Origin of the sequence: Embleya sp. NPDC050154, assembly GCF_044460165.1 — a bacterium.
Taxonomy (GTDB): Bacteria; Actinomycetota; Actinomycetes; order Streptomycetales; family Streptomycetaceae; genus Embleya.
This window is the reverse complement of record NZ_JBITJP010000010.1, coordinates 72853-91797: the sequence shown is the minus strand read 5'-3', so window position 1 is coordinate 91797 and position 18945 is coordinate 72853. Positions and strand designations below refer to the sequence as shown.

Annotated in this window: 15 protein-coding genes; 9 read left to right on the top strand and 6 right to left on the bottom strand. The window is 71.7% G+C overall.

Going from position 1 to position 18945, the window contains the following annotated elements; all coding sequences use genetic code 11:
- Positions 1 to 195 precede the first annotated feature (195 nt).
- Positions 196 to 843, top strand: a complete 648-nt coding sequence (locus tag ACIBSV_RS21895; RefSeq protein ID WP_395865459.1) for a nitroreductase family protein — start codon at positions 196 to 198, stop codon at positions 841 to 843.
- 49 nt (positions 844 to 892) lie between these two features.
- On the opposite strand, the gene ACIBSV_RS21890 is transcribed toward ACIBSV_RS21895, so the two are convergent.
- Positions 893 to 1492, bottom strand: a complete 600-nt coding sequence (locus tag ACIBSV_RS21890; protein WP_395865458.1) for a TetR/AcrR family transcriptional regulator — start codon at positions 1490 to 1492, stop codon at positions 893 to 895.
- Positions 1493 to 1710: 218 nt separating this feature from the next.
- On the opposite strand from ACIBSV_RS21890, the gene ACIBSV_RS21885 reads away from it, so the two are divergent.
- The 5 genes from ACIBSV_RS21885 to ACIBSV_RS21865 all read left to right on the top strand — a co-directional run bounded on the left by ACIBSV_RS21885 (position 1711) and on the right by ACIBSV_RS21865 (position 9212).
- The gene (locus ACIBSV_RS21885; protein ID WP_395865456.1) at positions 1711 to 2637 is read left to right on the top strand and encodes a zinc-binding dehydrogenase; all 927 of its coding nucleotides are present in this window, start codon (positions 1711 to 1713) and stop codon (positions 2635 to 2637) included.
- A gap of 1808 nt (positions 2638 to 4445) precedes the next feature.
- Entirely contained in the window at positions 4446 to 5207 is a 762-nt protein-coding gene (locus ACIBSV_RS21880) for a group II truncated hemoglobin (RefSeq protein ID WP_395865454.1), read from the top strand.
- Between the two features lie 624 nt (positions 5208 to 5831).
- Positions 5832 to 7418 carry an alpha/beta hydrolase gene (locus ACIBSV_RS21875; RefSeq protein WP_395865453.1) on the top strand — a complete coding sequence of 529 codons (1587 nt, stop codon included), beginning with the start codon at positions 5832 to 5834 and terminating at the stop codon, positions 7416 to 7418.
- A gap of 292 nt (positions 7419 to 7710) precedes the next feature.
- Positions 7711 to 8538: an ATP-binding cassette domain-containing protein gene (locus ACIBSV_RS21870; RefSeq protein WP_395865451.1), complete on the top strand. Its 828-nt coding sequence runs from the start codon at positions 7711 to 7713 to the stop codon at positions 8536 to 8538.
- Positions 8535 to 9212, top strand: coding sequence for an ABC transporter (locus tag ACIBSV_RS21865; protein WP_395865449.1), 678 nt, complete (start codon positions 8535 to 8537; stop codon positions 9210 to 9212). The genes ACIBSV_RS21870 and ACIBSV_RS21865 overlap by 4 nt, the downstream gene beginning before the upstream one ends.
- Positions 9213 to 9314: 102 nt before the next feature.
- Here ACIBSV_RS21865 and ACIBSV_RS21860 read toward each other — a convergent pair whose 3' ends face one another.
- Complete coding sequence (locus ACIBSV_RS21860; RefSeq protein ID WP_395865447.1) at positions 9315 to 9971, bottom strand: pyridoxamine 5'-phosphate oxidase family protein; 657 nt, start codon at positions 9969 to 9971, stop codon at positions 9315 to 9317.
- A 340-nt stretch (positions 9972 to 10311) separates the two neighbouring features.
- Between ACIBSV_RS21860 and ACIBSV_RS21855 the strand changes: the two genes are divergently transcribed.
- The 3 genes from ACIBSV_RS21855 (at position 10312) to ACIBSV_RS21845 (ending at position 14089) form a co-directional block, all read left to right on the top strand.
- Entirely contained in the window at positions 10312 to 11619 is a 1308-nt protein-coding gene (locus ACIBSV_RS21855; RefSeq protein ID WP_395865445.1) for an aminotransferase class I/II-fold pyridoxal phosphate-dependent enzyme, read from the top strand.
- A 337-nt stretch (positions 11620 to 11956) separates the two neighbouring features.
- The gene (locus ACIBSV_RS21850; RefSeq protein WP_395865443.1) at positions 11957 to 13249 is read left to right on the top strand and encodes a sensor histidine kinase; all 1293 of its coding nucleotides are present in this window, start codon (positions 11957 to 11959) and stop codon (positions 13247 to 13249) included.
- A gap of 195 nt (positions 13250 to 13444) precedes the next feature.
- Positions 13445 to 14089: a response regulator gene (locus ACIBSV_RS21845; RefSeq protein WP_395865441.1), complete on the top strand. Its 645-nt coding sequence runs from the start codon at positions 13445 to 13447 to the stop codon at positions 14087 to 14089.
- 360 nt (positions 14090 to 14449) lie between these two features.
- Here the strand turns inward: ACIBSV_RS21845 and ACIBSV_RS21840 are convergent, their stop codons facing one another.
- The 4 genes from ACIBSV_RS21840 to ACIBSV_RS21825 all read right to left on the bottom strand — a co-directional run bounded on the left by ACIBSV_RS21840 (position 14450) and on the right by ACIBSV_RS21825 (position 18574).
- Positions 14450 to 14698, bottom strand: a complete 249-nt coding sequence (locus ACIBSV_RS21840) for a hypothetical protein (RefSeq protein WP_395865439.1) — start codon at positions 14696 to 14698, stop codon at positions 14450 to 14452.
- A gap of 451 nt (positions 14699 to 15149) precedes the next feature.
- Positions 15150 to 16706: a sensor histidine kinase gene (locus ACIBSV_RS21835; protein WP_395865437.1), complete on the bottom strand. Its 1557-nt coding sequence runs from the start codon at positions 16704 to 16706 to the stop codon at positions 15150 to 15152.
- Complete coding sequence (locus ACIBSV_RS21830) at positions 16703 to 17452, bottom strand: response regulator transcription factor (protein WP_395865435.1); 750 nt, start codon at positions 17450 to 17452, stop codon at positions 16703 to 16705. Before ACIBSV_RS21830 ends, ACIBSV_RS21835 begins: the two co-directional genes overlap by 4 nt.
- Before the next feature lie 216 nt (positions 17453 to 17668).
- Positions 17669 to 18574 carry a hypothetical protein gene (locus ACIBSV_RS21825; RefSeq protein WP_395865433.1) on the bottom strand — a complete coding sequence of 302 codons (906 nt, stop codon included), beginning with the start codon at positions 18572 to 18574 and terminating at the stop codon, positions 17669 to 17671.
- Positions 18575 to 18945 lie beyond the last annotated feature (371 nt).

Below are 18945 nucleotides of genomic sequence, written 5' to 3'. Positions count from 1 at the left end.
TCAACACATCTGGGTGCGGCGCATCTGCGTTCGAATCGTCTGGGTGCAAAGCATCTGGATCCGACTCTTCTGCGCTCGACTTGGCTGCCCTCAACTCGTCTGCGTCCGAACCATCTTTGCCCGAATCATCTGTGGCCAACTCATGGGCGAAGCGCTCTCCCGTGCAGGTTGGCTCCCTCTCGAAGGAGTTTGATCATGACCGTTCTTCCTCTCTCGCCCGACGAACTGCTCGGTACCACAAGGGCCGTGCGGTTTCGGTTGGATCTGGGGCGCGAGGTTGATCGGGGGTTGATCGAGGAGTGCGTCGAACTCGCGCTCCAGGCCCCGAACGGTCGAAACCGACAGCGCTGGAGCTTCGTCGTCGTCACCGATCCCGAGCGGCGGCAGGCCGTGGCCGACCTGGTGTGGAAGGGCCTGCGCGAGGTGCCGGGTACGCCGGTGCCGGCGGCGGACGCGGCGCGGGCTTGGGCGAATCCGCAGTCCATGCAGCGGGTGATGGCGGGTGCGGGTTACCTGTTCGACCACCTGCACGAGGTGCCGGTGCACGTGATTCCGTGCATCACCGGTCGTACGGACGCGGTCGGGGTGCCGGAGCAGGCCCGGACGTGGGGTTCGGTGCTGCCGGCGGTGTGGAGTTTCATGCTTGCGGCGCGAGCCCGGGGGCTCGGTACGACGTGGACCACGCCCGACCTCTTCTACGGCCCCGAGGGCACCCGACTGCTCGGGCTGCCGGCCGACGTGATGCCCGTGGCGCTGATCCCGCTGGCGCACACGATCGGGACGGACTTCAAGCGGGGCCCGCGAGTCCCGAGTTCGGAGGTGCTGCATTGGGACACGTGGTGAGAAGCCCGGGCTTCGCCGGAGTCGGGGTCGGAGGTGGGTGGACTCGGAGCTAATCCGGCCGGGCGGCGTGGGTGGCCGGTTGCAGGAGGGCTGCGGTTAGGGAGCGGACCGATGTGGTGAGGCGGGCCGGGCCGCCGTTGTCGGTGATGTGGCGGACCAGGTCGGCGTCGAACATGCCCAGGAGGGTGTGGGCGACGAAGTCGACGTCCAGGTCGGGGTGGGATTGGGCGAGCAGGCCGGTGATGTGGTCGTGCCAGCGCAGGTAGGTGGGGTCGGCGTACTTGTCCTCGGCGCAGGCGCGTTCGTGGGCGGCCAGCAGGACGATGTTGCCGGCGGCGAGTTCGGCGAGGGCGTCGAGGAAGGCCGGCAGGCGTACCTCGGCGGGAGCCTCCGGGCCCAGGGGCGGCGGGCCCGTGACGATCGCCTCGCTGAGCAGGCGGGCACGTTCCTCCAGTAGCGCGCGGAGCAGGCCCGTGCGGTTGCCGAAGCGGCGGAACACCGTGCCTTTGCCGACGCCCGCCGCCGCCGCGACCTTGTCCAGCGATACGTGCTCGAAGCCGTGTTGGGCCAGGAGGTCCTCGGCGGCACGCAGGATCGCACGGCGGTTGCGCGTGGCATCGGCGCGTTCGTGGACCGGCTGGGACGACACGGGGCCTCCTTGAACAATCGGACTGACGGTCCGTATATTACCCGAGAACCATCCGGACTGGCGGTCCGTATGGCGAAGTGGCGTGCTGTGTGCGGCCGGAGCCGATTACCGATCGCTTGGTTGCCCGATTGCCCGGTTGCCCGGTTGCCCGAGCGCCCGAGCCCGAGCGCCGGGCTCATCCGGCACGGCCGCCGGATCGATCAATCGAGGGAGCGGATATGACTGTTCGAGCGCTGGTCGTGGATCCCGAGGCGCCGGCCGGGGTCCGGGCGGCGGAGATACCCGAGCCGGAACCGGGGCCCGGGCAGGTGCTGGTCGACGTGCGGCACGTGTCGGTCAACCATGGCGATCTGCGTACGGATGTGCGTCCGGCGGGGACGGTGCTCGGCTTCGACGCGGCGGGCGTGGTGGTGCGGGCGGCGGCCGACGGCGGTGGGCCCGAGGTGGGCAGGCGGGTCGTGGCCTGTGTGCCGGGTGCTTGGGCGCGGCGGGTGGCGGTCGACATCGACGCCTTGGCGGAACTGCCCGACTCGGTGGCCTCGGCGACCGCCGCGGCACTGCCCGTGGCCGGCGTCACGGCGTTGCGGGTGCTGCGGGAAAGCGGTCCGGTGGCGGGTCGACGTGTCCTGATCACCGGTGCGTCGGGCGGTGTCGGGCGCATGGCGGTGCAACTCGCCGCACGGGCGGGTGCGTACGTGATCGCCTCCGTCGGTGCGCCGGAGCGTGCCGCTGGACTGGTCGACCTCGGCGCGTCCGAGGTCGTCACCGGCCTGGAGGGTGTCGAGGAGCCGTTGGACCTGGTGCTCGACAACGTCGGCGGGCCGCAACTGGTTGCCGCGTGGGGGCTGTTGGCGCCCGGAGGCGGTATCCGGAGCGTTGGCTGGGCTTCGGGGGAGCCTGCGGTGTTCCCGCCGTATTCGACGTTCGCGCTGGGGGCGACCCGGACGCTGAGTTCGTTCGGCGACGCGAGCAGTCCGGGAGCCGATCTCGCCACGCTGGTCGCGCTGGTGGCCACCGGGGAACTCGTGGTCGAGGTCGGCCTGCGCGAGCCGTGGGAGCGGGTGGCGCGAGCGTTCGAGGCCCTCGCGGGCCGACGCGTCGCGGGCAAGGTGGTGCTCGACGTCGGGCCGAGCGCGACGGACTGAAGCCTCGCCGGCCGTCCGCGCGCTGGACGGAGTTCGGCCCGCCGGCGAGGGCGCCGGGGAACACACCGACTGTCGGTGCGGGCCGGACGGCGCTCACCGGACGGAGTGCACACCGGCTGCGGCGCGAGCCGGATTGCACTCGCCCGGGCTGCTCGGTTGGGCTCCCACGCCCGCCCGGCCGGCTCGGTTGGCTCCCACGCCCGCCCGGGTGCCCGGTCGGGCTCCCACGCCCGTCCGGGTGCTTGGTTGGGCTCCCACGCCCGTCCGGGTGCCCGGTCGGGCTCCCACATCCGCCCGGGTGCCCGGTCGGGCTCCCACATCCGTCCGGGTGCCCGGTCGGGCTCCCACGCCCGCCCGGGCGCTTGGTTGGGCTCCCACGCCCGCCCGGCCGGGTTCTTGAACCGACGCGAACAAGCTCCCCGTCCTTGGCCCGGGGGGTTCTTGCCTCCGAGTTGGCCGGACTCCCACGCCCGCTCGGTCGGGCTCCCACACTCGCTCGGCGGGCTCTTGCTCTCGCTCGGGCGGCTCTTGGTTCTCGGTGGGGCGAGTCCTCGCCCCTGGCCTGGCCGAGGCTTTGCCACCTGGTCGGGCAGGCCCCTGCTCCCGCTCGGACAGGCTCTTGCCCTCGGTCCGGTGGGTTCTTGGTGCCTGCCTGGCGGGGCTGCCGTGCCTGGTCTACCGGATTCCTGCGCCTGCTTGGCTTGGCCGGGCTCCCGCCGCGGGTCGGCTGGGCTCTTGCACTGACTGGGGCGGCTCTTGTTCTTGGTGGGACGAGCCCAAGCCCCAGCTTGGCCGGGCTTTGCCATCTGATCTGCCCGGGCCCCTCCTGCTCCCGCCCGGCTGGACTCTTGCCTTCGCGTGGTCGGGCTCTTTCACCGATACGGCGGCAGGCTCCTGTCCTTGGCCCGGCGGGTCTTGGCCGCCTTGCCCGGGCTCCTCCTCCCGCTCGGCCGGGCTCTTGCTCCTGCTCGGGAGGGCTCCTGCCATCGGCGGGGGTGGGTTCTTGCCCCCGGCCCGGGCTCGTGCTCCCGCTCGGTCGGACTTCCGCATTCGATCGGCTGGGATCTTGTACCTGTTCGGGTGGGCTCCTGCCGTTGATGGGGCAGGTTCCTGCCTTCCGCTCGGATAGGTTTTTGCCCTCGGCTTGGCCGAGTTCCGGCTCCCGTACCCGGTCGGCTGGGCTCTTGCGGGTATTGGGGCGGGCTCCTGCCCTCATTCCAGCGGGTTCTTGCCTCCAATCAGCCGGGCTCCTGCCCCCGCTCGGCGGACTCCCGTACTTGGCTGGGTACTTGCACCCGCTGTTGCGGGCTCTGGCTTTCCCGCTCGGCCGGGTTCTTGCTCCCCGCTTGGGCGGGCTCCCACGCCAGATCGGCCGAACCGCTCCCGCTCGGGCGGGTTCCTGTCTCCATCGGGCGGGGCTTCTGTGCCGGGTTCGGTCGGGCTCCCGTACTCGCTCGGCCGAACCCCTACCGCCGCTCGGGCGGGTTCCTGCCTCCATCGGGCCGGGCTCCTGTGCCGGGTTCGGCCGGACTTCCGTAGTCGCTCGGCGGACCCGTGCCGCCGCTCGGGCGGGGCCTCCACCGGGCCGGGTCTCCGTCTCCGCTCGGCCCGACCCCCCCGTCCCCGCTTGGCCCGACGCCCGATGCCACCCGGGTGGGCTTCCCTGGTCGGGGCCTCGGTGGTGTCTGGTTGAGTGAGTGGATTCGCTTACGCGGATGGCGAAATCGGCTGGCGTCGATGATCGCCGGGCGGGCGATCATGCCTATGGTTGACGCGATCGAACCAGCGTCTTGCATGGGGGACCGTTCATGATCGTCGAATACATCCGCTACACGATCGCCGAAGCGGACGGCACCGAATTCGAGGCCGCGTACGCGCGGGCCGCCGAGTCGCTCGCGGCGGCGCCGGAGTGCGTGGACTACGAGTTGAGCCGATGTCAGGAGGAGCCGTCCGCGTACATCCTGCGCATTCGCTGGACGTCGACGGACGCGCATCTGAACGGCTTCCGCAAGGGTGAGCACTTCGCCGCGTTCTTCGCCGCGATCCGCCCGTACGTCACCGCGATCGAGGAGATGCGGCACTACGCGGTGACCGACGTGGTGGGTAAGGGCGGTTCGACTCCATCGCTGTACGAGTGGGCCGGCGGGGCGCCCGCGTTCGAGCGGCTCTTCGGGACGTTCTACGAGCGGGTGGCCAAGGACGAGATCCTCGCTCCGGTGTTCGCGGACATGGATTCGCATCACGCCGAGCACGTGGCGTCCTGGCTGGGCGAGGTGTTCGGGGGGCCGTCCCGCTACAGCACCGAGTTGGGCGGGCATCGGCATATGGCCTCGAAGCACCTCGGCCGGGGGATCACCGAGACGCAGCGGCGCCGATGGGTCGCGCTGCTGCTGGAGACGGCCGACGACGTGGGCCTGCCCGCCGACCCGGAATTCCGCGGCGTGCTCGCGTACTACCTGGAGTGGGGCACCCGGATGGCGATCATCTACTCCGGCCCCAACCCGCCGCCGCTGCCGGAGACTCCGATGCCGCGTTGGGATTGGGGCCAGACCCCGCCCTACCTGGGCTGAGCGACACACCGGATCGGGCCCGCGCCGCGGCCCGATCCGGCCTCGCGGCTTCGCCCCGGCCTCGCGGCTTCGCCCCGGCCTCGCGGCTTCGCCCCGGCCTCGCGGCTTCGCCCCGGCCTCGCGGCTTCGCCCCGGCCTCGCGGCGGTTGCTGACTTCGTTCCGGCCGTCGGGGCGCCCGAGCGTCGCGTTGCCGTTGTGCCACGGTCGCGCCGCCGCTTTGCCTCGGTTGCCTCCTCCCGGTAGGCCGATGTGCCCGAGCGTTTCGCCACGGCTGTGCCTCCGCCGGGCCGCCGTTACTTCACCGCCCCGCCCCGGTATCGCCGCATCACCACTCGTGCCACATGCCGCCGCGCGCACCGCGCCGCGTGCTGGGCTGACGTGGCGTCAACTACGCGCGTCGGCTACGGAGTGCGATCATCCGGTTTTCCGATCGATCGGGTGCAAATGCGATGAAACGGCTTTCGCGTATGCCAAACCCAAAATTTGGGTAATGGTTACCTCTCCCCTTGGCAAGGATTCACACTCCGACCCGACCGCCCCCTCGTCGCACCCGTCGTCGGCACGGCAGCATCTCCGGCGTCGATGTCACTCGTGACAGCTCCGTCACATGGAGGAACACCCACGTGAAGAGACACACTCTCGTCGCGTTCGCAGCCGCCACGACGTTGGTGGGCGGGCTTCTGACCCTCGCCCCACCGGCTTTGGCGGACGACTCGCCCGCAACTTCGGCCGAGTCCGCATCCACCCCCATTGCCTGGAAGAACTGCGGCAGCTCGAACTATCCGACGCTGGAATGCGGTTCACTCCAGGTCCCGATGGACCACAGCAACCCCGGCGGCCGACAGATCACCATCGCGGTGTCGCGGATTCCGCACACCGCCGCGAAGTCGCTCGGCCCACTCCTGGTCAACCCCGGCGGTCCCGGTGCCCCCGGCCGAGGTCTGGCCGGCTACGTCGCGAAGAACCTGCGCCCCGAGGTGGCCGCGCAGTTCGACGTGATCGGGTTCGACCCGCGCGGCTCCGGCGCCAGCGAACCGCACCTGGACTGCGTACCGGGCTTCAACAACCCGGTCCGTCCGGACACCGTCCCGGACAACTTCGGGGACGAACTGACCAACATCAAGCGGGTGTACGACTACGCCCAGGCGTGCGGCGCCAAGTACGGCGACTTCCTCAAGCACATGAACACGCCGGCCTCGGCGGCGGACATGGACTCCATTCGCGCCGCCCTCGGGGCCAAGCAGATCAGCTACTTCGGCTATTCGTACGGGACTTACCTCGGCTCGGTCTACGCCAAGCTGTTCCCGAACCGGGTCAAGCGACTGGTGCTGGACAGCATCGTCGACCCGAGCAAGGACAGCATCTGGTACGGCAGCCAGCTCAGCCAGGACGTCGCCTTCAACAGCAACCTGAAGGCGTTCTTCGCCTGGGTCGCCAAGTACGACGCGAACTACCGCCTGGGCACCGACCCCGCCAAGGTGGAGAGCGCCTGGTACACGATGCGCGAGAAGCTGAGCAAGAACCCGGCCGAGGGCGTCGTCGGCGGCTCGGAACTCGAGGACGCATTCGCGCAGGGCGGCTACAACGACTCGACCTGGGCCGAACTGGCCGAGGGTTTCTCGGGTTACGTGGTCGACAACGTCACGGGTCCGCTGCGCACGGCGTACGAGGACCTGGCGGCGCCGAGCCCGGCCAACGACAACGTCAACAGTGGCTACCTGGCCACCCAGTGCCGGGACGCGTCCTGGCCCAAGGACTGGGCGACCTGGCACCGTGACGCGGTCAAGACCTACGCCAAGGCACCGTTCCTGACCTGGAACAACGTCTGGTTCAACGCGGCTTGCGCGTTCTGGCCGACGTCCGGCCTCAAGCCGGTGAACGTCGCCAACGACAAGCTGCCCAAGACGCTGCTGTTCCAGGCGACCAACGACGCCGCGACCCCGTACCAGGGCGGCGTCACGATGCACCGGCTGCTGCGCGACTCGGCCCTGGTGGTCGAGCAGGGCGGCCGTAACCACGGCATCTCGCTCAGCGGCAGCAGTTGCCTGGACAACTACCTGAACGAGTACCTGGTCACCGGCAAGACCCCGAAGGGCAGGGGCCACGGCCCGGCCGACGCGGTCTGCCAAAAGCTCCCCGACCCGGTGCCGAACGCGGCCGGTGCCGAGCTGAAGGCCGCCGCGCCCAAGACGTCCAAGACCGCCATGTAGATCCGCGCAACCGCACCACAAGCACGTACGCAGGGCTCGTCGCCTCGGCGGCGGGCCCTTGCGCGTGTTCGAGCCCTTGCGCGTCCGTCCGGGGCGATGAGCCCGTCCGGAGCCGTCAGCCCGTCCGGAGCCGTCTGCCCGTCCGGAGCCGTGATCACGTTCGAAGCCCTGAGCCGGTTCGGAGCCTTATGCGGCATGGCAGTTCGTACCCGACGCCGACCGAGGGCGCCGTGTGCGCGATCTCGTCCTGCCGTAAGGTCTGCTGCCGAGGTTCCGGTGAAGGGGGACGGCGGTGCACCTGACGGGTGTCGGCAAGCGATACGCCCTGCGCGGACCATGGGTGCTGCGCGCGGTGGACCTGCACCTGCCGCGCGGCGGCCTGGTACGGGTCGAAGGCGCCAATGGCAGCGGCAAGTCCACCCTGCTCCGGGTCCTCGCGGGGGTCTGCGAACCGACCACCGGCAGCGTCACCGAACGCGGCTCGGCCGCCTACGTCCCCGAACGATTCCCGCCCGAACTCCCGCTCACCGCCCTGCGCTACCTCACCCACCTGGGCAGGCTGCACGGCCTGACCGGACGGGAGAGCAGGCGACGCGCCCAGGAGTGGGCCGAACGCCTGGACTTCGCGGACAAGACCCGCGCGCCGCTGCGCGGACTGTCCAAAGGCACGTGTCAAAAGGTCGCCGTGGCACAGGCGTTCATGGCCGAACCCGACCTGCTCGTCCTGGACGAGGCGTGGACCGGACTGGACGGCCGCTCGCGGGACGTCCTGGACGGTTGTGTCGTCGAACGGGTCGAGGCCGGCGCCACGGTGGTCTTCGTGGACCACGACGCGCGCCGGCTGGCCGACGAGGTGACCGACACGTATCGGGTCGAGTCGGGCGCAGTCACCCCGGCGATCTCCGCCGTGAACGCGATCCGCGTGGTGATCGACATCGACAGCGGCCACCGCCCCGAACTCGACCGCCTCCCAGGCGATCCCGACCGCGAGGAGACCCGCCCGGGCGTCCTGCGGCTGCACACCACCACGGCGCACTCCGACGCGTTGCTGCGCCATCTGCTCACCAGCGTGCCCGGGGTCGGCGTGCGCTCGGTCCGCCGGGAAGGAGACGGCGCGTGATCTCCGCCGTGGTGCGTTATCAGGCGGCCCTGGTGCTGCGTTCCTACCGGTGGGTGCCGCCGGTGTTGGTCTACGCCGCGGTGATGGCCATCGGCGTGGCCGGCGGCGATCCGCTGCTCGGCTCGTTCGCGTGGGCCGCCGCCGCGATCATGCCGATCGCGGTGTGGCTCACCCGCGTGTCGGTCACGGTCGAGCCCGCCGCGGCCCGGCAGACCGCGTCGGCGGCGGTCGGACCCGGCCGCTCGCATCTGGCGGCGCTGCTGGTCGCGCTGGTCCTGTCGGGCGTGCTCGCCGCGCTGTGCACCGGCGTGCTGGCCGCTTCCACCGATCGTATCGCCGACCACGCGACGCACGGCGTCGATCGCGGCGAGGCGATCGCCGCGGGAGCGGTGGCCCAACTCGTCACCATCCTGGCCGGCGTGGCGATCGGCGCGCTGACCAACCGCCCGCTGTTGCGTCGCCCGGCGTACGCCGTCCCGCTCGCCGCGCTGGCCACCCTGGCGGCCCTGATCGTCCCGGGTAGCCCGGCGGCGCGCGTCCTAGAGGTGGTCACCGACGCCGCCAGGAACGACAGCGTGGACCTCCCGACCACCCAACTGGCCATCGTGGCGGGCGTGTTCGTCGTCGCGGTCGCCGCGGTCTGTCGGTTGGCGGCCCGCGTCGAACACGACTGACCCCCCAGGTCGACCGAGCAGCCGCAACGCCCCTGATCCACCAGGACGACCGAGCCGGAACACCCCTCGGGCACCGTGCCGGCCGTGCACACCGGGGTCGGCTCAGGACGCGCCGAGCCACTTGGCGAGGTAGGCCGGGATCTCCTGCTCTCGGTCCGGGCGGATCGGGCCCCGCGTGGTGGTCAGGGGTACCACACCGGCGTAGGTCGGCAGGTCGAGGTCGTCGGGGTCCTCGGCCAGGCCGTGGTCGCGGATCTTCGCGGCGACCTGGTCCAACTCCAGGCGGAGCACCGCCGTCTGGGCGTTCTCCTTCGGGGAGGGCTGCCGCACGTCGTCGGCGCGGCCCGGGACCAGGTGGTCGATGATCACCCGGTAGGCGTGCAGTTGCTCGTCCGGGTCGGCGACGTAGGTCAGCGGGCCGTGCGCGATCACGCAGCGGTAGTCCATCGAGTGGTGCATCGCCGAGCGGGAGAGCACCACCGAGTCCACGTGGGTGACCGAGACCGCCACCGGGAGGCCCTCGGTGCCGCTCGCCCGCGCGGCCAGTGCGAGTTGGCCGCCGCTGGAGGTGTGCAGGTACAGGCGTTCGCCGTCGCGACCGAACGCCAGAGGGATGAGTTGGGGGCGACCGCCGATGGTGAACGAGACGTGTGCCAGGAAGCCCGCGTCCAGGATCGCGTGCACGGCTGCGACGTCGTAGTGCATCCGGTCGCGGTGCCGATACGGGGTGGTGGCGGTGGTTGCGGGGTACTCGGTCATCGCGAAGATCCTTTGTACTAGTTCAAAGAACTCATTGGAGTAGTACGATAGAGGCGAGGTCGGGGAGGCTGTCAACGGCATAATCCGACGACCTGTCGCTCAACCCGCCGACCGATCTGCCGCCCGACCGCCCGACCGCCCGACCGCCCGACCGATGAGCCACCCGGCCCGCCGCGAGACCGGCGAGTTCGGCGTGGCCGCACAGACCCGCAGCCCCGCAGCCCATGAACGAGCACGGCCCGCACCGGACGCCCCAGTCCCCGACGCCCCGACCACCGACGCCCCGACCACCGACCCCGCCGGGCAGCAGGCACCGAACGTGCCCGGATGCAGGAGAGACATGGCCACCACCGGTCGCACCGCCGCCGACATCGCCGCATCCGTCGAGCGCGACCTGCACGCCCGCGAACTCGCCCCCGGCGACGCACTGCCGCCCGTGCGCACACTCGCGGCCGAGTTGGGCGTCAACGCCAACACCGTCGCCGCCGCGTACCGCACCCTGCGCGAACGCGGCATCGTGGAGACACACGGCCGGGCCGGTACCCGGATCCGAGCCCGACCGGCCACCATCCGGCGCAACGACCTGGGCCCGTCCATGCCGCCCGGCACCCGCGACCTGTCCACCGGCGAACCCGACCCCGATCTGCTGCCGTCGCCGGCGTTCCCGAACCCGGCCGAATGGCGCACTCTCTACCAACACGGCGCCTTGTACGAACCGTTCGCCGATGCCGCCCGCACGGTGCTGAGGGCGGGCGGCATCGACACCGCGCACCTGGCCGCGACCTCCGGCGCGCTGGACGGCCTGGAACGCGCGCTCGTCGCACACCTGCGCCCCGGCGATCCGGTCGCGGTCGAGGACCCGACCTGGGCCAACCTGCTCGACCTGCTCGCCGCGCTGAATCTGACCCCGCAGCCGATCCCGGTCGACGACGAGGGCCCCGACCCGGCCGCGACCGAGGCCGCGCTACGGGCGGGCGCCCGCGCGTTCGTGGTCACCACCCGCGCGCAGAACCCCACCGGCGCCTCGGTGTCGGCCGAACGGGCCGCCGCGCTGCGCCCGATCCTGGCCGCCCACCCGCACGTGGTGCTCCTGGAGGACGACCACGGCAACGACATCTCCGGCCTGGACCTGCACACCCTCACCGGCGTCACCACTCACTGGGCGCACATCCGCTCGGCCGCCAAGGCGTACGGACCGGACCTGCGCTGCGCGGTGGCGACCGGCGACGAGGTGACCATCGACCGGATCGGCGGCCGGCAACGGCTGGGCCCCGGCTGGGTCAGCCACATCCTGCAATTCGCGGTCGCCCACGCGTGGACCGACCCGGACGTGGCCGAGCGCATCCACGTCGCGCGCGAGACCTACCGGCTACGCCGTACCCGACTCATCGACGCCCTGCGCGCACGCGGTGTCGTCGCGATCGGCCGGACCGGCATCAACGTATGGGTCCCGGCCCCGGACGAGACCGCCGCCGTCGCCTCCCTGCTCGCGCGCGGCTGGGCGGTCGCGCCCGGCGCGCGCTACCGGATCGGCTCGCCGCCCGGCCTGCGGATCACCGTGGCCACCCTCACCGCCGAGGAGACCGAGCGACTGGCCGACGCGGTGGCCGCCGCGATGCGCGTGGGAGCCGCGCGGCAGACGCGGTGATGCGTCCCGGGATTTCGAGCGGTGGGTTGGGAGGCATCGTGGCTCGTCGTGGCTCGTCGTGTCGGCGGAGAGGCGGAGAGGCGGAGAAGCGGGGAGGGGCGGCGGAAAGGCGGGGGAGAGGCGGGCAGGGGTGGCGGAAAGGTGGGGCTAGCCGAACCGTGAGGTCGGGGGGTGTCACCCTCGCCCGCACACCCCCGCCGCGTGGAGCATGAACACACTCCACCGATACGGTCTCGACCGGACCATGACGAATCCGCCGGTACGGCCCAACCGCCGTGACGCTCCACCGTCGTGACCAGTCCACCGCCGCACCCGATTTGCCCCGAGGACGTCCCCCATGCATCCCTTCCTGAAGGCGCCGTTCACGAGACGAACGTGGGCCGAGACCGGCTACGCGATCCTCACCCTCCCGCTCGCGGTGATCGGTTTCGGCGTGACCTTCGTGTTCACGGCCTTCGGCGTCGCACTGACCATCACGCTGATCGGTCTGCCGATCCTGGCCCTGACGGTGATGGGCGCGCGGGCGTGGGGCGGGGTCCATCGGGGGTTGGCGCGCGCCATGCTCGGGGTCGAGACGCCGCCACTGCGCAAATTCCGGCCCAAGCGCGGCCCGCTCGGACTGCTGGGCTCCTCGCTGGGCAACGCCGAGGGCTGGCGGGCGATCGCGTACCACGTGATCAAGTTCCCGCTGGGCGTCGTCATGGCCGTCGTGACCGGCGCGTTCTGGAGCTACGGGCTGATCATGGTGGTTTATCCGCTGCTCGTGGCGGTGTTCGACCCGACCGTCACCGACTCGCACGGCGTCGTGCGCCACTCGGGGATGCAGATGGGCGACGTGTACTTCGACACCTGGCCGCTCAAACTGGCGGCGTCCGCGTCCGGAATCCTGCTCGTCCTGCTCGCGCCCTGGGCCGTACGCGCCGTCGTATACCTGGACCGGCTGCTCATCCCGGCCCTGCTCGGGCCGACCAAGTCCGCGCAGCGGGTGGCCGATCTGGAGGAGACCCGGGCGATCGCCGTCGATGATTCGGCCGCGACGCTGCGCCGGATCGAACGCGACCTGCACGACGGCGCGCAGGCCCGGCTCGTCGCGCTCGCGATGAACCTCAGCATGGCCAAGGAGAAGCTGGACGCCGAGGACGTCGAGCGCCCGATGGACGTGGACCGTGCCCGCACCCTCGTGGACAGCGCGCTCGGCAACGCCCGCGAGGCGATCGTGGAACTGCGCGACCTGGCCAGGGGGATCCATCCGCCGGTCCTGGACCAGGGCCTGGACGCAGCGCTGGCCACCCTGGCCGCGTGCAGCGCGGTCCCGGTCGAGGTCCGCACCGACATCGACGTACGCCCGCCCGCCACGATCGAGACCATCGCGTACTTCTGCGCCGCCGAACTGCTCACCAACGTCGCACACCACTCGGGCGCGACATCGGCGGCCGTCGACGTGCTGGTCCGGGACGGCCGGTTGCGGCTGTCGGTCACCGACAACGGGCGCGGCGGTGCGAACGCGGGCAAGGGCAGCGGTCTTACCGGTCTGGTCGAGCGGGTGCGCACGGTGGACGGCGTACTGCGCATCGTCAGCCCGTTGGGTGGGCCGACCGAGGTGACGGTGGAACTGCCGATCCGGGAGTGAGGGTCGGGATGCTAGCGCGGTGGGCGCCGGTAGGCGTTGGGGGTAGGGGGGAGCGGCCGGAGGGGCTGGTCCGAGATGATCTGACCTAAGACGATCTTGTCTGAGACGATATGTTCCGAGAGGATCGGCGCCCAGAGGATCAGGCCCGAGACGATTGGGTCCGAGATGCGGTCGGATCATGGGACGATCGGGCCCATGCGCATCGTCATTGCCGAAGACGCCGCGATCCTGCGGGACGGCCTGGTTCAACTGCTTCTCGACCGCGACCACGAGGTCGCGGCCGCCGTCGCGGACGCCGACGCGCTACGCGCGGCGGTGGCCGAACACAAGCCGGATGTCTGCGTGGTCGACATCCGGATGCCCCCGACGCACACGGACGAGGGCCTGCGCGCCGCGATAGACATCCGCCGGGACTACCCCGGCATCGGGGTGTTGGTCTTCTCGCAGTACATCGAGACCCGGTACGCGGCACAACTGCTCGGCGGCAACGCGGCGGGCGTCGGTTACCTGCTCAAGGAACGTGTGGTGGACACGCGGGACTTCACCGACGCGCTGGAGCGAGTCGCGGCCGGCGGCACCGCGTTGGACCCCGAGGTGGTCACCCAACTGTTCGGTGCGGGACTGCGCAGCGGCGGATTGAGCACCCTCACCCCGCGCGAGCACGAGGTGCTCGGGCTGATGGCCGAGGGCCGGACGAACGCGGCGATCGCGAAGAAGCTGGTGGTCACCGAGCGGGCGGTGGAGAAGCACGTCGGCAACATCTTCACCAAGCTCGACCTGCCGCCCTCGGACACCGACCACCGGCGGGTGATGGCGGTGTTGCGCTTCCTCGAGCTCTGAGGCGGGGGAGCGGTCGAGGCGATGCGGGTTCGCGGTGCGGCCTTGCGAGGCGGTTCGCACTGTGGCCGTGGCGCGGCTTCGTGGTGCGCCGGCCGGGTCGGTGCGGGAGCGCGGATGGGCGCGTGAGGCGGGTCCGGCCCGTGCCGTGGCGCGGCTGCGGGTGCGGCGTCACGCGGCGGGGGCGGTGGTTGCGGCGCTGCCGATTGCGGGTGGCCAGCGGTGGTCCGGTGCCTGGTGTGGCCGGCGGGAGGTGGGAGGTGGGACCGGTGTGGGATGTTCGGATCGCCCCCTCCGTGATCCGAACATCCCACACCGGTTCCTCGGGGCCGACCACGGCATCGGCCCCCGGCGCGGCTCGGTTCAGGGTTGTAGTGGCTTCTCCACGTCCACGCACGCGTGCCGAATCGTGTTCCGTGTGCCGACGACAGTCGACGTGAACGGCGATCCCGGTGTGGTCGGTCCGGGGGCGGCCGCCGGGGCCATCGTGCCCAACTCGTGGGTGCCCGGGTCGTTTTCGTCGGCACCGCACGCGGTCAGCGCGACGATCGCCGACACCACCGCCGCCAGGACGCCCGCCGCCGCTCCGGGCAGCGCGAGTCCGCGGCTCACCCGATCGGTCTCTCCGGTCGGGCGGCACGCCACGCCCGGCGCACCGTCGAAGGGCTGCTCCGCCGCCGCCACTCCGGCGTCGGATACCCAGGCGTGGCCCGGTTGTTCCCGAGGCGGGTCGCCACCTCCGGCCGGATGTGCCGCTCGTCCGTCGCGCTCCGCCGCCGGATGCGCGCCATGTGACCCGTGCCGCTACGGTCGCCGTCGAATCGAGTCGGCGCCTCGGCCTGCCGCGGGTCCCGCCGCGACAGTCGTGGGCACGGGGCGGGCGCCCGGTGGCCGCCGCCACCGGGCGTTCCCGCATACGCCAGGGGCGCGGCAAGCCGTACCCCCATGGACACCGGGTCGGTGAGGTCCGCGCCCCCCATGCGGTCGGACACACGCATGCACGGCCTCCCCCCAAAAAACGCCGGGCCCGCCCCACCCCGGGCGGGCACGGCGTACCGGGAGGCTAGGGACGATCCTTGTGGGTTTCCTGTGAATGGGCGGCCTGGGAAGGGATTTTCCCGACAGGGCGGGGCGCCGCGCGGGATTTCGGTACGTCGGCGCGCACCGAGGGCACCGGTGCGGCCCGGGCAGGCGTATTCGGCGGTTCCTGGGCCCGGACGCCCAGCCACGCGCGCTCGCGCGCCGCCTGGGGATCCGCGCGCAGCGGCAGCACCACCTCGATCCGAGTGCCGCGTCCGGACGGTGGCACGCCCACGGTGACCCGACCGCCGTGCAGCGCGACCTGTTGGGCCACCAGGGTCAGTCCCAGCCCGGCGCCGGGACTGTTCGGCCCGCGGTGGAAGCGCTCGAAGACCACCTCGCGCAACTCCGGCGCGATCCCGGGCCCATCGTCGTCCACGCACACCACGCCGCAATCCAGCCCGGGCAGCACCTTCACCAGCACCCGATTGGCGCCGTGCACCAGCGCGTTGCCGATCAGGTTGTCCACGAGCAGCCGCAGCCCCGCCGCGAGCCCGTACACGACCACCTCGTGCGGCGCCTCGACCCGTACCGCGGCCCGCACTTCGACGCCCGGACGGCGGGCGGGCGCGGCCCGGACCGCCGCGTGCGCGACCTCGGCCAGCTCCACCGGACCGAACGCCGCCGCGTCCACCAGGTCGCCCTGGGCGAGTGCGCGCAGCGCGGTCAGTACCGCCAACACCCGTTCGTGGCCGATCCGCAGGTCCGCGACCACGTCCTCGCGCTCGGTCGAGGCCAGGTCCGGATAGGTGGCCAGCACGTCCAGATCGGTACGCATCCCGGTGAGCGGGCCGCGCAGTTCGTGGTCGACGGTGGCGGCGAACGAACGTGCGGTCTCCAACGCCTCGCGGGTGCGCGCGGTCTGCGCGGCGTACCGGCCCAGCACGTCGTCGAGTGTGCGGCCGAGTTCGTCCACCTCGACCACGCCGGAGGGTACGTGCACCGCGTTGTGCGCGCCGCCGTCCGGATCCAGCCGGGCCGCCCGGCGGCGCAACACGCGCAGCGACCGGGTGGCCGCGGTACCGGCGACCAGACCGGCCAGTGCGGACAGCGGCACCGCGAACGCCGTCACCACATACACGCGCCGACGCAACAGCGCCGCCTGCGCGTCCGGTTCGCCCGAAGGCACGAACACGTAGAGCGCGCCGGTCGGCAGCGGCCGGGTCACCATCCGCCACGAACGCCTGTCCGTGTGCACGGTCACCGGGTACGGCGCGTGCGTGGGCAGGGGCGTTCCGTCCGGCGGTTGGGGGCCCATCCGCAGCGGCCCGTCCGGGGTGTCCACCCGCACGCCGACGTCCAGGGCCATCCCGAGCATCCGGTACTGCCGTGTGCGGATGGCCTGTTGGCGGTCGTCCAGATCGGTGCGGACCAACGCCCGCGCCGGCGGCGTCAGTCGCTCGGCCCGCTCCTGTAACTGCCGATCCTGGCGCTGGGTCAGATCGTGCCGGGCCCAACCCACCACGAGCGTGCCCGCGCCGAGTACGAGCAGCGGGACCAGGACGGCGACCGACAGCGCGACCCGCGTGGAGAGTTTCATCCGGGACCGCCCGAGATCCGCAGCACGAAGCCGATCCCGCGCACGGTGTGCAGTACGCGGGGGCGCCCGCCCGCCTCCAACTTGCGGCGCAGGTAGCAGACGAACGTGTCGACCACGTCGGTGCGCACGTCGAAGTCGTAGCCCCAGACCCGGTCCAGCAACTGATCCCGGGTCAGCACCAGCCCCGGATTGCGGGCGAACACCTCCAGCAGCGCGAACTCGCGACGGGTCAGATCCAGTGCGACGCCGTGACAGGTCGCGATGTGCGCGGCCACGTCCACCGCGACCGGGCCGACCCGCAGCAGCGGCTCGCCGGCCCCCGCGCTAGGTCGTCGGCGCAGTAACGCCCTTAATCGAAGGTCGAGTTCGCGCAGATCGAAGGGCTTCACCAGGTAGTCGTCCGCGCCGCTCTCCAGGCCGGCGATGCGGTCCGCGGTCTCGTCGCGAGCGGACAACATCAGGACCGGCGTCTCGGTGCCTCGCGCGCGCAGCGTGGAGCACACGTCGATGCCGCTGACGCCGGGCATCGCCACGTCCAGGACCACGACCTGCGGGGCCGGAGCGGGCGCGATGGGCGTCATCGGCTCGGCGGGCGCGATCAGTTCGAGGGCGCGGGTGCCGTCGGCGGCGAGGGTGACGTGGTAGCCGGCCAGGCGCAGGCCGCGCTCCAGGGCACGCCGGATCGAGGGGTCGTCGTCCACGACCAGCACGTGCGGGGGGCGGTCGGTCTCCGGTTCCGCGGTCACCGGATCGCGGCCTCCGGCTCCGGGACCGGCGGGCGCGGTATCCGTAACCGGCTCGACTTCCCTGTGGTGATCATGTCGTCGGCTCGACCCATGTCGTCCCCCGGATGGCTGCTGCCGATGTCGCGAAGTCGCCGACGTGCGTGCGTGTCGCCGTCGGCGTTGTCGGTGCACAACCTATGGCGGGAGGCGGTGTGTTGTACGCGGAATGACGGCTCGTCAGGGGCCGGGTGGGAGCGGGTCGGCGGGAGTGGTGGTGGGCTTGTGGGGGCCACCGTCGGGGCCCGTGTTCGAATCCGTGTCCGCATCCGGGTCCGCGCCTTCTGCGTCCGCGTCCGCGTTCGCCTTTACATTCGCGTTCGAGTCTCTGTCCGTGTCCGTGTCCGTGTCCCTGTCCGTGTCCGTGTCGGTGCCCGTGCTTCTGTCCGTGCCTGTGTCCGTATCGAGCGGGTCGCCGGTCGGTAGCTTCGCGGACAGCCAGCGGAACCAGTTCGTGCGGTTGATCGGGATCTGCGGGTTGCGCAGCAGCCACAACACGTGCCCGGCCTGGTCCCGGGTCCAGGGCTCGCCGGAGTCGCATGCCTTCGCCAGTCGGGCGCGCAGGTCATCGCCGTCCACCGCACGGGCGATCCGCGAGTACTCGCGGTCCTTGCACCGGTGCCGGCGATACACCACGAGTTCGACCAGGTCCACCAGGCGGGCCCGGACCTCGTCGTGGTGCCCGGGCACGGCGAGCAGCCGGATCAGCCGCTGCTTGGTGCTCCACACCTTGGCGTGCCGGGTCCACTCGATCGGGTAATGGGCCTCCCACTCCAGATAGATCAGCGCGTACGGCAGTCCGCCCCAATCGGGTACGTCGGCCGGCGCGAGCTGCTCGGTGAGCAGGGCCGCGGCGGGCGTACGCAGCCACGCGGCACGGAAGCGCTGCCACGCCGCCTCCTCGGCGGAGACCGAGCGCGGCACACGCAACACGATCGTGTCGTACGCCTCGCGCGCTTCGCGTGTGTCCCGGGTCACCCGCAGATACCGGTCCAGGGCGCGCCGATGTGCGATCTCGTCGTCCGACACGAGCGCGCGCATCCAGCCCAGCCGGGTGTCCCAGTCCTCGATCGCGCCGCGTTCCATCACGCCGACGATCTACCCAGGAGTCCCCCGAACAAGTCCGCCATCCCCCGGCCCGCCCACCGAATCCCCCCATCGAAGCCACCCATGACGGCAGGGTGATCGTCCGGTTGCTGTACGTAATCCCGCGCCATTGCGTAGACCCGGACGGGCCCAGCGCGCACGCTTCACCCCGCGCTTCGTCGAGACCCCGCGCCACAGGCACCCTCTGCCTTGCGCGGCCGGGTGGTTCGGCCTGATCGGGCACCCGGCGCCACGCCCGGTGGGCCGTGTGGTCAGGCCGGGTCCTCGCGCGGAGGCACGGTGGCCCGGCCTGGTCATCATGCCGAGGTGCGGGCGCCGGATCGCGGCCCGCCCCGAGTGAGCCGCGCCGA